Annotated in this window: 13 protein-coding genes; 8 read left to right on the plus strand and 5 right to left on the minus strand. The window is 62.0% G+C overall.

Annotation, left to right across the window (positions count from 1 at the left end; all coding sequences use genetic code 11):
- Positions 1-100: 100 nt before the first annotated feature.
- Entirely contained in the window at positions 101-892 is a 792-nt protein-coding gene (locus tag O9X62_RS07765) for a helix-turn-helix domain-containing protein (protein ID WP_269532233.1), read from the minus strand.
- 92 nt (positions 893-984) lie between these two features.
- Between O9X62_RS07765 and O9X62_RS07770 the strand changes: the two genes are divergently transcribed.
- Positions 985-1,890, plus strand: coding sequence for a DMT family transporter (locus O9X62_RS07770; RefSeq protein ID WP_269532234.1), 906 nt, complete (start codon positions 985-987; stop codon positions 1,888-1,890).
- Here O9X62_RS07770 and O9X62_RS07775 read toward each other — a convergent pair.
- The 4 genes from O9X62_RS07775 to O9X62_RS07790 form a co-directional block, all read right to left on the minus strand.
- Positions 1,887-2,792 (minus strand): histone deacetylase, encoded by a 906-nt coding sequence (locus tag O9X62_RS07775; protein WP_269532235.1) that lies wholly within the window; start codon positions 2,790-2,792, stop codon positions 1,887-1,889. The two genes, O9X62_RS07770 and O9X62_RS07775, sit on opposite strands and share 4 nt — an antisense overlap.
- Positions 2,793-2,949: 157 nt before the next feature.
- Positions 2,950-3,357: an MAPEG family protein gene (locus O9X62_RS07780; protein WP_269532236.1), complete on the minus strand. Its 408-nt coding sequence runs from the start codon at positions 3,355-3,357 to the stop codon at positions 2,950-2,952.
- Between the two features lie 79 nt (positions 3,358-3,436).
- Positions 3,437-3,844: an RNA-binding S4 domain-containing protein gene (locus O9X62_RS07785; protein WP_269532237.1), complete on the minus strand. Its 408-nt coding sequence runs from the start codon at positions 3,842-3,844 to the stop codon at positions 3,437-3,439.
- A 6-nt stretch (positions 3,845-3,850) separates the two neighbouring features.
- On the minus strand, positions 3,851-4,630 hold the full coding sequence (locus O9X62_RS07790; RefSeq protein WP_269532238.1) for an SDR family NAD(P)-dependent oxidoreductase: 780 nt from the start codon (positions 4,628-4,630) through the stop codon (positions 3,851-3,853).
- A 136-nt stretch (positions 4,631-4,766) separates the two neighbouring features.
- Here O9X62_RS07790 and msrB point away from each other — a divergent pair, with 136 nt between their 5' ends.
- From msrB to alaS, 7 genes are all read left to right on the plus strand, one after another.
- The gene (gene msrB, locus O9X62_RS07795; protein WP_269532239.1) at positions 4,767-5,159 is read left to right on the plus strand and encodes a peptide-methionine (R)-S-oxide reductase MsrB; all 393 of its coding nucleotides are present in this window, start codon (positions 4,767-4,769) and stop codon (positions 5,157-5,159) included.
- A 60-nt stretch (positions 5,160-5,219) separates the two neighbouring features.
- On the plus strand, positions 5,220-6,221 hold the full coding sequence (rfaD, locus tag O9X62_RS07800) for an ADP-glyceromanno-heptose 6-epimerase (protein WP_269532656.1): 1,002 nt from the start codon (positions 5,220-5,222) through the stop codon (positions 6,219-6,221).
- On the plus strand, positions 6,218-6,664 hold the full coding sequence (gene recX, locus O9X62_RS07805) for a recombination regulator RecX (protein WP_269532240.1): 447 nt from the start codon (positions 6,218-6,220) through the stop codon (positions 6,662-6,664). The genes rfaD and recX overlap by 4 nt, the downstream gene beginning before the upstream one ends.
- A complete protein-coding gene (locus tag O9X62_RS07810; RefSeq protein ID WP_269532241.1) occupies positions 6,657-7,031 on the plus strand; it encodes a VanZ family protein in 375 nt (124 codons plus the stop codon). The genes recX and O9X62_RS07810 overlap by 8 nt, the downstream gene beginning before the upstream one ends.
- Positions 7,032-7,152: 121 nt before the next feature.
- On the plus strand, positions 7,153-9,237 hold the full coding sequence (locus tag O9X62_RS07815; protein ID WP_269532242.1) for a prolyl oligopeptidase family protein: 2,085 nt from the start codon (positions 7,153-7,155) through the stop codon (positions 9,235-9,237).
- A 184-nt stretch (positions 9,238-9,421) separates the two neighbouring features.
- On the plus strand, positions 9,422-11,524 hold the full coding sequence (locus O9X62_RS07820; RefSeq protein ID WP_269532243.1) for a response regulator: 2,103 nt from the start codon (positions 9,422-9,424) through the stop codon (positions 11,522-11,524).
- A 92-nt stretch (positions 11,525-11,616) separates the two neighbouring features.
- Positions 11,617-14,235 (plus strand): alanine--tRNA ligase, encoded by a 2,619-nt coding sequence (gene alaS / locus O9X62_RS07825; protein WP_269532244.1) that lies wholly within the window; start codon positions 11,617-11,619, stop codon positions 14,233-14,235.
- The last annotated feature ends 78 nt before the right edge of the window (positions 14,236-14,313 follow it).

Raw genomic sequence — 14,313 nt, forward strand, 5'->3', positions numbered from 1 at the left:
CCGAACAGTGGCGCTTCTTGAGGTTGATGCTATGCCGTTTGTCGCCAGCGATAAGTGATTTCCGGTCTGTTCGTATCACTGAGGCTTAGGCGCCCCCCACTCAAGCGCCTACCGTCAACCCCCGCCGATACTGATCCGGCGTCGTACCCGCCAAACGCTGGAACATGGTGATGAATGCCGACGCGCTGCTGTAACCCAGATCAAACGCCACCGCCTGTATCGTCGCCCCCGCCTCCAGCCACTCGATCGCCCGCAAAAACCGCAAACGCTGCCGCCACTCACCCAGGCTCATCCCCAGCTCGCGCTGACACAACCTTGCCAAGGTGCGTTCGGTGGTGTGAACGCTGGCAGCCCAATCCGCCACACCCCGGTTATCGGCCGGGTTGTCATGCAAAGCGGCCAGCACGCCCGCTAGCACGGGCGACTCCGCCATCGGCAGGTAATGCTGCTGTATCGGCGCAGCATGCAGCTGGTCCACCACCACGGCCGCCAGACGCAAATCGGCGTCCGATTGCGGCACCTTCACATCGCGCTCGGCAAAATCGTTGAGGATGCTTTTGAGGATGGGACTCATGCCCAGCGTGCAGGGCTGCATGGGCAGCGGCGCGCACAAAGGCAGCGCCAGATAGACCGAGCGGTACACCACGGCATAGCGGTTGTAGCAGCTGTGCTCGGCGTGCGGTGGTATCCACACGGCGTATTGCGGTGGCGACAGGAATCGCTGGCCGGCAATGTTCAGCTGCATCACCCCATGGGCCACGTAATTGAGCTGGCCCCAAGCATGGCGATGCGGTGCGGCATGGGTGTCGGCACCGAACTCGTCGTGGCGGAAATAAACGCTAGCGGGCAAGGTGGAGAAGTCGGGAATGGCCAGCGGCTGGGGGCTACTCATGAAAGTCCGGTGCGCGTGATGATCTGTCTGTTCATGAGTATATCCATCACAGCAGACAAGGCGACAATCCACCTATCGCTTCGGAGTGCCTCATGGCCTATCTGTATCCCTTGATTGCCGTCCTGATCTGGGCGGGTAATACCATTGTCAGCAAGCATGCCGCCGGTGTCATTTTTCCGGCCGAGATCGGCTTTTATCGCTGGCTACTGGCGGGCTTGCTGTTCACGCCCTTCCTGCTGCGCCCGGTACTGGCCAACTGGATGGCAGTGCGGCCGCAACTATGGCGACTGGCCGTGCTAGGTGTGCTGGGCATGGCGACCTACCAGAGCCTCGCCTACTACGCGGCACATCTGACCACGGCCACCAATATGGGCATGATCCTGGCGCTGATGCCGATGATGGCGCTGGGCCTGTCGATTGCCATGTTGGGCCAACAACTCACGCTCGGCACACTGGTCGGTGCGATGGTGTCACTGGCCGGCGTGTTGCTGGTTGTCACTGAGGGGCAACCCGCCCGCTTGCTCACGCACGGTATCGGCTGGGGCGACGCCATGATGCTGGTCGCCAACTTTGCCTATGCGCTCTACAGCGTATTGCTCAAGCGCTGGAAGATCGACCTGCCGGCCACGCAGATGCTGTATGTGCAGATACTGGTCGCGATCATCGCCCTGCTGCCGCTGTATCTGGCCTCGCCCAAGGCTGGCATCCACCTAAACAATCTGCCGCATATAGGCTTTGCCGGCGTGCTGGCTTCGATGGTCGCTGCGCTGGCCTGGATGCACGGCGTGGCGCGTCTGGGGCCAAGCCGGACGGCACTGTTCTTCAATCTGCTGCCGGTGTTCACGGCCTTGGCCGCGGCGCTGGTGCTCGATGAGCAACTGCACGGTTCAGTGCTCATTGGCGGTGTGCTGATTGTGGGTGGTGTGCTGGCCAGCGGGCGTTGGCAAAAAGCAGTCTGGACACCATCCAATGCGACAATGAAGCGAGCCAGCACCTAGGTCGTCTCGCAAAATCGCTGCCAGGCAGCCTGTACGCTGGCAGCCTGCACGGCCACCGTGTTTGCGATAGGCTCGGCATAGCCGCCCGCCATCGTCATCACCATGGCAGCGCGGTATTGCTCGATCAAATCGAACACCATCGTATCGCGCGCGGCCACGCCGGCCGGCGTGAGCGCAAGGCGGCCGAGCCGGTCGCCGGCCAGTACATCGGCACCGGCCAGGTAGAACACCAGATCGGGCTGGGTCTGGGCGAACACCATGGGCAAGATCGTACCCAGGGCAGCCAGATAATCGTCATCGCCCGTGCCATCGGGCAGCTCCACATCCCAGTCGCTCTGGGTTTTGCGGAACGGAAAGTTGCGTGCGCCGTGCACCGACAGGGTGTACGCGCCAGGCTGGTGCGCCAGCATGGCGGCCGTGCCATTGCCCTGATGCACATCGAGGTCCACCACCAGCGTGGTGCCGCGCCAGCCATCCGCTGCCAGATTGGCAATCGCCACCACCGTGTCATTGAACACGCAGTAGCCCTCGCCATGATCGGCAAACGCATGGTGCGTGCCGCCAGCCAGGCTGATACCCACGCGACCGCCCGTTATTGCGTGCCGCGCCGCAGCCAAGGTCGCCCCGGCAGATCGGCGCGAGCGCTCGGCCATGGCGGGCGACCAAGGAAAGCCGATGGTACGTTGCTCACGTGGACTGAGAGTGCCATCGAGTACGCGCGCCACATAGTCGGCATCATGCGCACGCCGCAGTTCCGCCTCGGTGGCGGCCGGTGCCTCGCAGACGAGGTTGGCCGGCACATAGCCGGCTACCGCCTCGTGCAACAAGGCGTACTTTTCGATGGGGAAACGATGGCCCGTTGGTAGCGGCAGAACGAAATGATCACTGGTATAGATGCGCATTCGCATAGTTTGCCAGTGCCACACGGCCGCGGATAACCGGCCATGCCTGTAGAGCCCGCAGCATCCGCCCGGTGACTTAACCGCCCTGCGCGGGGTGCGTGAGCCTCATCCCCTGCGGATACATCACCTGCGGATAGCCCGGCTGGCCGATGCCGGATCAAGCAAGCAGCAACATCCAGACCCAGTAGATGGCGATGCCGATCTGTACAGCAAACGCGGCAAACCGGGCGTTGACGGCCAGATTGCTGGTCGAGGCCACATGGATGGACGATTGCACGACTCGGGCGAGCAGCACCCAGGGTGCCAGGGCATCCGTCACATCGCTACGCCCAGTCGCCAAAGCCAGCAGCAGCACGCCACCTATAACGGGCAAGCCTTCCAGGCAATTGGCATGTGCCCGCGTGAGGCGCTGCATGAAGGGGGACAGATTGGCGTTATCCGGGCGGAACTCATTGGATTTGACGCGGCCCGCCAGGACCAGGTAGCCCCGTACGATCTCCATGGCCAGCAAGAGCACGATGGTCCATGAAATGAACAGCAGCAATACGGTGGCGGACACGCTCATGACAACTCCTCGGAAAGATGGGTGAGAGACCGCAGGGATGCGGGCCCGCAGACCAATCTAGCCCAAAGCGTGCCAATCCTCACCGGTCACCACGCGAAAAAGCATCCAGCTGGCGACGCAGTTTCTTGCTGGGCCGGCCCTTTAGATCGGGATGATCGAATGTGGGCGCTAAGGCGCGTTCAACCTTGCGTTGCGCGCGTGCCTGCTGACTGGCGTCGGTTTCGGCATAAAGTTGCCGGGCTGCGTCAGCCGGGCCGCGCTTGTCGCTGAGGGCCAACACGGTGATTTCGTATTCATCACCGGCCGTCAGCACCCGTAGCACTTCACCGACTTTGAGATGTCGCGCCGGCTTGGCGCGATCACCACCAATGCGTACATGGCCGGCGTCAATCGCGTCGGTCGCCAACGAACGGGTTTTGAAGAAGCGCGCGGCCCAGAGCCATTTGTCGAGCCGGGTACCGGCCTCCTTGTCCTCGTCGCGCGCCATGGTCGCTTATGCCACCGAAGTGCCGACGAACTCGGCCTCATTGAAGCGCAGGGTCTGGCCACGCATTTCACGGCTGGCGGGGCCGGCCAGCCACAGGAACAGGTTGCGCATCTCGCGCATCTGCGGGAGCTGGGCCATATCTTCACCGGGGTGGGTCTTGAGCCGGAACGGGCTGCGCACCGGGCCAGGAATCAGCAGGTTCACGCGCGGCATCGGGTCTTTGTCCCATTCGTCCGCGGCAATCGTTGCCAAGGCCGCCTGCGCCGCGCGGGTCACCCCGAAACCACCCCAGTAAGCCTTGGGGTTCAAGCCGTGTTGCTCGCCCACGATGACCACCGACGGATTATCGGACTTCTTCAGCAGCGGCAGACAGGCGCGGCTGATCGCAAACGGCGCGGCCACATTCACCCGGAACATGCTGACCCACTCTTCGAGCTTCTGGTTCGTAAGCGGCGACAGGTGATTGAAGCCATTGGCGCAATGGACAATGCCATCGAGCTGGTCGAATTCCTTCCAGATCAGGTTGGCGAAGTTCACGCAGTCCTGATCCGTCATGGCTGCCAAGTCCACCGGAATGGCTGCTGGCTGCGGGCCGCCGGCGGCTTCAATAGCGTCGTAAACCTTGCCCAGTTTCTTCTCGTTACGGCCCACCAGGATCACCGTAGCGCCGTGCTCGGCAAAGGCCATTGCGGCCACCTCGCCCAGCCCCTGGCCGGCACCGGTCACCAGAATGACACGGTCTTTGAGGTAGTCGGCGGGCGGCGTGAAGTCTTGCCAAGGCTGCATGTCAGGTTCCTGCGGGGGTGTTCGACAAAGGCGGGAAGTTTACCACGCGCCCCCTGCCCCACTTTGATCTGACCTAACATGAACGCAGACAAACGCAGCACAGACCGCTCTCCGTTCACACACACGCAGGAACACCATGGCCAAAGTCGAAAAAACCGATGCCGAATGGCGCGCGCAGCTGACCGATACGCAATACCGCGTCACCCGCCATGCCCATACCGAGCCGCCCTTCACGGGAATCTACTGGGATACCACCACGGACGGCACCTACAACTGCATCTGCTGCGGCACGCCGCTATTCATCTCTGACACCAAGTTCGATGCCGGCTGCGGCTGGCCCAGCTTCTGGCAGGCGCTGCCCGATGTGGTCAAAGAGAAGCGCGACATGAGCCACGGCATGATCCGCACCGAAATCCTGTGCGCCAATTGCGATGCCCATCTGGGCCATGTATTTGACGATGGCCCCGGACCTACCGGCCTGCGCTACTGCGTGAACTCGGCGTCCATTGATCTCGACCCCAAATCCTGAACCCGGCTCGTGCGCCGCAGCGGTAAAATGGCGGGCAAATCCGCCAGCAAGGACAGCATCATGTACATCGTCGTCACCGGCGCGGCCGGCTTTATCGGCTCGAACCTCGTCAAGGCACTCAACGAGCGCGGCATCACCGACATCATCGCAGTCGATCATCTCAAGCAGGGCGACAAGTTCCGCAACCTTGTCGATTGCGAGATTGCGCACTACATCGACAAGGACGACTTCATCGAGCAGCTCGATGCCGGTGATTTTGATGGCGAGATCGACGCCATCCTCCATCAGGGCGCGTGCTCCGACACGATGGAGCCGGACGGCCAGTACATGATGGACAACAACTATCAGTACTCGCTGGCCCTGCTTGATTACTGCCAGGCCGAGGAAATCCCGTTCATCTATGCGTCCAGCGCCTCGGTGTACGGCGGCGGCAGCGTGTTCAAGGAAGAGCGCGAGTTCGAAGGCCCGCTCAATGTCTACGGCTATTCCAAGTTCCTGTTCGACCAGATCGTCCGCCGCCGCTTCAATGAGCTGAATGCCCAGGTCGTGGGTCTGCGCTACTTCAACGTCTACGGCCCACGCGAGACCCACAAGGGCCGCATGGCTTCGGTGGCTTTTCACCACTTCAACCAGTACCGCGAAACCGGCAAGGTCAAGCTGTTCGAAGGCATCGAAGGCTATGCCAATGGCGAGCAGCGCCGCGATTTCATCTCGGTGGAAGACGTGGTCAAGGTCAATCTGCACTTCCTCGACAACCCCAAGGTATCCGGCATCTTCAACTGCGGCACGGGTCGCGCGCAGAGCTTTAACGAACTGGCCGCCGCCAATGTGAACGCCTGCCGCCGTCACCAGGGCAAGACGGCACTTACGCTGGATCAGCTGGTGGCAGAAGGCATCATCGAGTACATCCCCTTCCCCGAGGCGCTCAAGGGCAAGTACCAGAGCTATACCGAGGCCGATGCCAGCAAGCTGCGCAATGAAGGCGGCTACAAGGACGACTTCCTCACGGTGGAACAAGGCGTCAGCCAATACATAGATTGGCTCGCCGCCCGCGCCGGATGAGCGAACTTCGCAACAAAGCCCTCAAGCTGCTCAATGGCCGAGAGCATTCGCGCGCCGAGCTGCGCCGCAAACTCATATCGCGCGTAGAGACCAGCGATAGCGAAGTCGATGCCCTGCTCGACGAGCTGGAAGGCAGGAACTGGCTGTCGGATGCGCGCTTCGCCGCAGCTTATGTCAGCGCGCACGCGGCACGCTTTGGCAAACTGCGCATCCAGCATGATCTTCGCGAACGCGGCGTAGCGGATGCCTTGATCGAAACAGCGCTGGCGGCCATGAACGAAGAAGACGACGAACTCAGCCGCGCCCGCAACGTCTGGCAAAAAAAATTCACCGCGCTGCCGCAAGACGCCCGCGAGCGCGGCCGGCAAATCCGCTTCCTGCAGGCGCGCGGCTTTGGTTTTGATGTGATCCGCCGTGTACTCGGCGGACTGGGCGATGACTGAAACCTGGCTGCGGCGACTGGCCGCACTGGCGGGTACGGCCATGGCCACCGGTATCCTGATCGGTTCACTGATACCCAACCCGCCCTCGCCCGATGTGGCGCAAGGCGACAAGCTCATGCATCTGGCCGGTTACGGTGTGCTGGCCTTTTGCTGGGCCAGCGCCTTGCCGGCACACCGCCTGCGCGTGTGGCTGGCTTGCGCACTCTATGGCGTGCTGATTGAAGGCCTGCAAGGACTCACCGCGTATCGCAGCCTCGATGGCTGGGACATGCTGGCCAATGCACTGGGTGCCGCACTGGGCTGGCTGGCCGCCACGCTCGCCTGCCGGCTGGCGCGCGTGGTGTTGGATCGACGCCAAGCTGTCTAACCATTCATCCGGCCCGGCAACGGTTCGTCGCAGTCTGCTCGCCCGCTCCATCACATCACGCTTATCCTCGCGCGGCATCCCGGCACCAAGCCGGCTCGACCCGATTCCACGCAGGATTTGTATGAAAACCCTTCTGATTTCCGTTGCCCTGGCCGCTAGCGGCCTGCATGCATCGGCCGGTACCGCGGCCGATCCTTATCAGTGGCTTGAAGACGTCGGCGGCGAAAAGGCGCTTGATTGGGTCAAGGCCCGCAACGCCACCAGCCGCGCCATGCTCGAAGCCCAGCCCGGCTTTGCCGAACTGCGTGGCGAGATCAAGGACATTCTCGATTCCAAGGCGCGCATTCCCTACGTGGAGAAGATGGGCAACTGGTACTACAACGTCTGGCGCGATGCCGAGCACCCGCGCGGCCTGTGGCGGCGTACCACGCTGGCCAGCTACCGCACGGCCAACCCAGAGTGGGAGACCGTGCTCGACTTTGATGCGCTGGCCAAAGCCGATAACGAGAACTGGGTTTACAAAGGCAGCGATTGCCGTCGCCCCGCCTACGACCGCTGCCTGGTACGCCTCTCGCGTGGCGGTGCCGATGCCGTGGTGGTGCGTGAATTCGATCTGGGCACCAAAACCTTCGTCGCCGATGGCTTCACCCTGCCCGAAGCCAAGCAGGACGTTACCTGGCAGAGCCGCGATGCGCTGTTTGTCGGCACCGACTTCGGCGCCGGTTCGATGACGGACTCGGGTTACCCCCGCGTGATCAAACTCTGGCAGCGCGGCACCCCGCTCAGCGCCGCCAGCACCGTATTCGAGGGTCAGCAGACCGATGTATCGGTTTCGGCTGCCGTCTACACCAAGGGCGATCATCGCTACGAAATCATCCAGCGCGGCATCACTTTCTACACCAGCGCCTCCTTCCTGCGCGAAGGCGACAAGCTCAGCCGGATTGATGTGCCTGAACATGCCGAGGTCAGCTTCTTTGGCCCGCAACTGATGGTTACCCTGCGGGAAGCCTGGACGGTGGGCGGTAAAACCCATCCCGCCGGCAGCCTGCTGGCGATCGACTTTGCCGAGTTCCGCGCTGGCAAGCGGGACTTCACCACCCTGTTCACGCCCACGGCCACGGCTGCGCTAGAACGCGATGGCATTACCGCCACCCGCAATCATGTGCTGCTGTCGGTGCTCGATAATGTGAAGGGTCGCGTGATCGAGTGGCGCTTTGCTGATGGCAAGTGGACCCAGCGCGAGGCCAATGTGCCCAAGCTGGGCAGCCTGTGGATCAGCGGGATCGATGCCGATGAATCGGACGATTACTTCTTCTCCCATGTCGATTTCCTGACCCCGGATTCGCTGTATCTGGCCCAGGCTGGCAGCGACAAGCAAGAACTCCTCAAGCAGCGCCCAGCCTTCTTTGATGCCAGCGGCTTCGAGATTGCCCAGCAGTTCGCCAAATCGAAGGACGGTACCCAGGTGCCTTACTTCATCATCAAGCCCAAAGGCCTGAAGGCCAATGGCAAGAACCCGACCCTGCTCTACGGCTATGGCGGCTTTGAAGTCAGCATGACGCCGCGCTACTCGCCCGGCGTGGGCAAAGCCTGGCTGGAAAAAGGCGGCGTGTACGTGATCGCCAATATCCGCGGTGGTGGAGAATATGGCCCGCGCTGGCACCAGGCCGCCCTCAAGGCCAATCGCCAGAAGGCTTTTGATGATTTCATCGCCGTGGGTCAGAGCTTGATTCGCGCCAAGATCACCCAGCCCAAGCATCTGGGCATCATGGGCGGCAGCAATGGCGGCCTGTTGATGGGCGTAATGATGACGCAGCGCCCCGATCTGTTCGGCGCCGTGGTCTGTCAGGTGCCGCTGCTCGACATGCAGCGCTACAACAAGCTGCTGGCCGGTGCATCGTGGATGGGTGAATACGGCAATCCGGATGACGCCAAGGAATGGGCATTCATCCGCAAGTACTCGCCTTACCACAATGCCAAAGCGGGGGTGAAGTACCCGAACGTACTGTTCACCACCTCGACGCGCGACGACCGCGTCCACCCCGGCCATGCCCGCAAGATGATGGCCAAGCTCGAAGGTCTGGGCGTGAAGAACGTCTGGTACTACGAGAACATGGAAGGTGGTCATGCCGGCGCGGCCGACAACAAACAGAAGGCTGACATGACGGCGCTGGAGTACAGCTTCCTCTGGAAGATGCTCAAGTAAGCCCGCATTTGCCGGCCATCAGGACAAAGCCCGCCACTGCGGGCTTTGTCATATAAGCAAAATGTCATAGACCATTGATTCGGCAAGGATTCGTGCATAATCCGCCGACTTGTTATCGCCACAACCATCTCGTTCCGAAGGTGGCTTTCGCCGGTGCCCCCAAGCATCGCAGGAGGATAGGCAGTTGAAACGCTGGCTCGAAGCATGCACCCCCAAGACCGCCCGCTTGCGCATCCTGTGCGTGTTCCTGCTGGTCAATCTGCTGGCCACGGTGGCCTATACGCTGTTCATCTGGGATCTTAAAGCCACCAGCGCTCGTGAAGCGATTGATGCCCGATTGGTTGCCGGCGTCAGTGCGGCACCCAAGATCATCGGCCAGGCCTATCTCGACAGCGCCAACAAGCCGGACGCCATTGACCCGGCCCGCTATACATCCTTGGTGCGCTTGCTCAACGATTACTGCCAGCGCACCGGGGTGCGGTATGTCTATGTGTTCGAGCAGGTGCAAGGCCAACTGGTCTACATTGCCGATGCCGCCGATGACGATGAAATCCGCATCGACAACTACGGTCACTTCTACCAGCTCTACGAACCCGTTCCCAATCCCGCCATTCTGGACACGCTGCGTACCGGCAAAACCAACTTTGCCGAATACCGCGACCGGTTCGGCCACTTCCGCTCGGTATTCCAGCGTATCCATCGCAGCGACGGCAGCGCGCTGGTGGTGGGCGCCGATGTCGATATCCGCTATCTGCGCGGTGAGCTGACCAAGGCGCTGCAGCAATCCATCGGTATCGGTGTGGTGATCTTCCTGCTGGGTGCGGCAGGCTCCATCTGGCTGGCACGCATGATCAGCAACCCGCTGGCGCGGCTCGCCAACGCTGTGGATCAACTCGCCGAAGGCGAATATCACACCCGCGTTGAGGTCAAAGGCCGGGATGAGATCGCCCATCTGGCGCTGGCCATCAATGCCATGAGTACCGCCATTGAGGAGCGCGAACGCGACAAGGATCGCCTGCTCGACCAGCTCGCGCGCAACGAAGCCGCGCTGGAAGCGCGCGTGGCAGAGCGGACGCGCGAACTGGCCGAACTCAATACCGCCCTGTTGCAGCATGAGGCCGAACTGGAAGCCGCGCGCGCGCAGGCCGAAGATGCCTCGCGGATGAAATCCCTGTTCCTGGCGAACATGAGCCACGAAATCCGCACGCCCATGAACGGCATTCTTGGCATGTCGCACCTCGCCCTGATGACGGAACTCAATCCCAAGCAGCGCGACTACGTCGAAAAAATCCAGCGCTCCGCCAAGCACCTGCTGGGCATCCTCAACGACATTCTCGACTTCTCCAAGGTCGAGGCTGGCAAGCTCGATCTGGCCTGTACCGAATTCTCCGTGCGCGATGTGTTTGACCATGTCGCCAACCTGCTGGCCGAACCCTGCGCGCAAAAGGGGCTGGCCTTCAGCATGGAGATCGATCCAGCCCTGCCTGCCCGGTTGATGGGCGACCCGCTCAGACTGGGGCAGATCCTCCTTAACTTCAGCAACAACGCCGTCAAGTTCACCGAGCATGGCTGTGTGACCCTGCGTGCCCGCCCACAGCAACAGCAGGACAAGACGCTCAGCCTCTATGTTGAGGTCGAAGACACCGGCATCGGCTTGTCCGATATCGAGCAGGCGCAGCTATTCCAATCGTTCCAGCAAGCAGATGCGACCACCACCCGTCGCTATGGCGGCACCGGCCTCGGTCTTGCCATCGCACGCCAGCTGGCGCTGCTGATGGGTGGAGAGGTGGGCGTGCGCAGCCAGCCTGGTCAGGGCAGCACATTCTGGCTACGTGTGCCCATGACCCTTCCGGGCAGCCCCTCCCAAACGCCCCCAGCGACGGCCGGCCAGCCCGCCGTCAGCGGCCTGGGGGGCTATCGCGTCCTGCTGGTGGAGGACAACGAGATCAATCAGGAGATCACCAGCTACCTGCTCAAGCGTGCAGGCGTGACGGTGGAGGTCGCCAGCAATGGCGAGCAGGCGCTGGCAGCGCTGGGCAAGGCAGATTTTGATCTGGTGCTGATGGACATGCAGATGCCCATCATGGACGGCATGACGGCCACCGCCCGAATCCGCAGCCAAGCCGCGCTCAGCAACCTGCCCATCATCGCCCTGACGGCGAATGCACTCAGCACCGACCGCGAACGCTATCTGCAAGCTGGGGTCAGCGATTACCTCGCCAAACCCATTGAACCAGACCAATTGTTTGCCATGTTGCAACGCTGGCTGCCCACACGCGTGAGTTGAACCCGCAAAGCACCGCAGCGCATACGCCAGCGCTGCGGTTTAAGGCATAATTGACGGCTATTTTCCGACTTTCAGCCTGGATAGCCCGTCCCATGCGTACCACCGAGATTCGCCAGAAATTCCTCGCCTTCTTCGAGTCCAAAGGCCATCAGGTCGTGGCCTCCAGCCCGTTGGTGCCGGGCAACGATCCGACCATCATGTTCACCGTGGCCGGCATGGTGCAGTTCAAGGACGTGTTCCTGGGCTTTGACAAGCGCGCCTACAGCCGCGCCGCTACCAGCCAGAAGTGTCTGCGCGCCGGCGGCAAGCACAACGATCTGGAAAACGTGGGCTACACCGCCCGCCACCACACCTTCTTTGAAATGCTGGGCAACTTCAGCTTTGGCGATTACTTCAAGCGCGACGCCATCGTCTACGCCTGGGAATTCCTTACCAGCCCAGAATGGATGGGCATCCCCAAAGAAAAGCTGATGGCCACGGTGTATGCCTCCGACGACGAGGCTTACGACATCTGGCACACCGTGGTCGGTTTGCCCGCTGACAAGATAGTGCGCATTGGCGACAACAAGGGCGCGCCCTACGCCAGCGACAACTTCTGGGCCATGGGCGATACCGGTCCCTGCGGCCCCTGTTCCGAAATCTTCTATGACCACGGCCCCTCGGTTGCCGGCGGCCCCCCCGGTTCGCCCGATGAAGACGGCGACCGCTTCATGGAAATCTGGAACAACGTGTTCATGCAGTTCAACCGCGACGAGAGCGGCACGCTGCACCCACTGCCCAAGCCCTCGGTTGATACCGGCATGGGTCTGGAGCGTATCTCCACCGTCTTGCAGGGCGTGAAGTCCAACTACGAAACCGACATTCTGGCCGAGCTGGTCAAGGCTGCCGCGCGTGAAACTGGCGTGCCCTACACGCAGGATCAGCCCTCACTCAAGGTGATTGCCGACCACATCCGCGCCTGCGCCTTCCTGGTGGCCGATGGCGTGATGCCCAGCAACGAAGGCCGTGGCTATGTGCTGCGCCGTATCATCCGCCGCGCAATTCGCCACGGTTACAAGCTGGGCCAGAAGGGTCTGTTCTTCAGCAAGCTGGTGGCCGACCTGGCCCGAGTGATGGGCGATGCCTACCCGCAACTCGTCGAAGGCCAGGCTCGCATCACCGCCGCGCTCAAGGCCGAAGAAGAACAGTTCAGCCGCACGCTGGAAACCGGCATGAGCCTGCTCGACAAGGCACTCGAAGGCGGCAAGACCGTGCTCGACGGCAAGACCGCCTTCCTGCTGCACAGCACCTACGGCTTCCCGATTGACCTGACTGCTGACGTCTGCCGCGAACGCAATGTGCAGGTGGACATGGCTGGCTATGAGAAGGAACTGGCCGAAGAACAGGAACGCGGCCGTGCTGCCGGCAAGTTCAACGCCGCCGCCAATGTGGAATACAGCGGTGCCGATACGGCCTTTGAGGGTTACGACAAGGCCAGCAGCAACGCCAAGGTACTGGCGCTGTACAAGGATGGCGCCGCAGTTACCGCACTCAACGCCGGCGACGAAGGCGTGGTCGTGCTCGACAACACCGCTTTCTACGCCGAGGGTGGTGGTCAGGTCGGCGATACCGGCACGCTGACGGCGGCTGGCACGCTGTTCAATGTGACCGACACGCAAAAGGTCAAGGCCGCAGTATTCGGCCACCAGGGCACGCTCGCCAGCGGCAGCCTCAAGATCGGCGATGCCGTTACCGCCACCATCGATACCAGCAAGCGCATCGCCACGGCCCGCAACCACTCGGCCACCCACTTGCTGCACGCCGCCCTGCGCGCCGTGCTGGGCACCCATGTGCAGCAGAAGGGCTCGCTGGTGAACAGCGAACGCACCCGTTTCGACTTTGCCCACACGCAGGCGGTGACGGCCGAGGAACTGGCCAAGATCGAGGCACTGGTCAATCGCGAGATCGCCCTCAACCACCCGGTGTCCGCCACCATCATGAAGCAGGACGACGCGCTCAAGGCCGGGGCCATGGCCCTGTTCGGCGAGAAGTACGGCGACGAAGTGCGCGTGCTCAAGATGGGTGAGTTCTCCACCGAATTGTGCGGCGGCACCCACGTGCAGCGCACCGGCGATATCGGCTTCTTCAAGATCGTGTCCGAAGGCGGCGTGGCCGCCGGCATCCGCCGCGTCGAAGCCGTGACCGGCGAAGGCGCTGTGGCTTTTGTGCAGGACATGGAACGCGAGATCAAATCGGCCACCGCCTTTATCGGCGCGCAGCCGGGCGATCTGCTGGGCAAGCTCGAAAAGTTGCACTTGGAGCAGAAGGCACTGGAAAAGGAACTGGCCAAGCTCAAGGGCAAGCTCGCCGCCAGTGCTGGCGACAGCCTGTTTGAGCAAGCTGTGGACGTGAATGGCGTGAAGGTGCTGGCTGCGCAAGTGGACGGTGCCGACAACAACGCCCTGCGCGAGATGGTGGACAAGCTCAAGGACAAGCTCGGCAGCGCTGCCATCGTGCTGGCCTCGGTCGTGGACGGCAAGGTTGCGCTGGTTGCGGGCGTCACCGCCGACAAGACCGGCAGTATCAAGGCTGGCGAACTGGTCAACTTTGTCGCCCAGCAGGTCGGCGGCAAGGGCGGTGGCCGCCCCGATATGGCCATGGCCGGTGGCACTAATCCGGCAGGGCTGGCGAGTGCGCTGGCTGGTGTGGCGGATTGGGTGCGCAGCAAGTAATCGTCCCTGCGCAAAACAAAAAAGCCGGCTTGCACGCCGGTTTTTTGTTTTGCCAAGTCCATCTCGAATCGCTGAATG

The organism is Chitinimonas sp. BJYL2, from assembly GCF_027257935.1.
GTDB lineage: Bacteria > Pseudomonadota > Gammaproteobacteria > Burkholderiales > Chitinimonadaceae > Chitinimonas.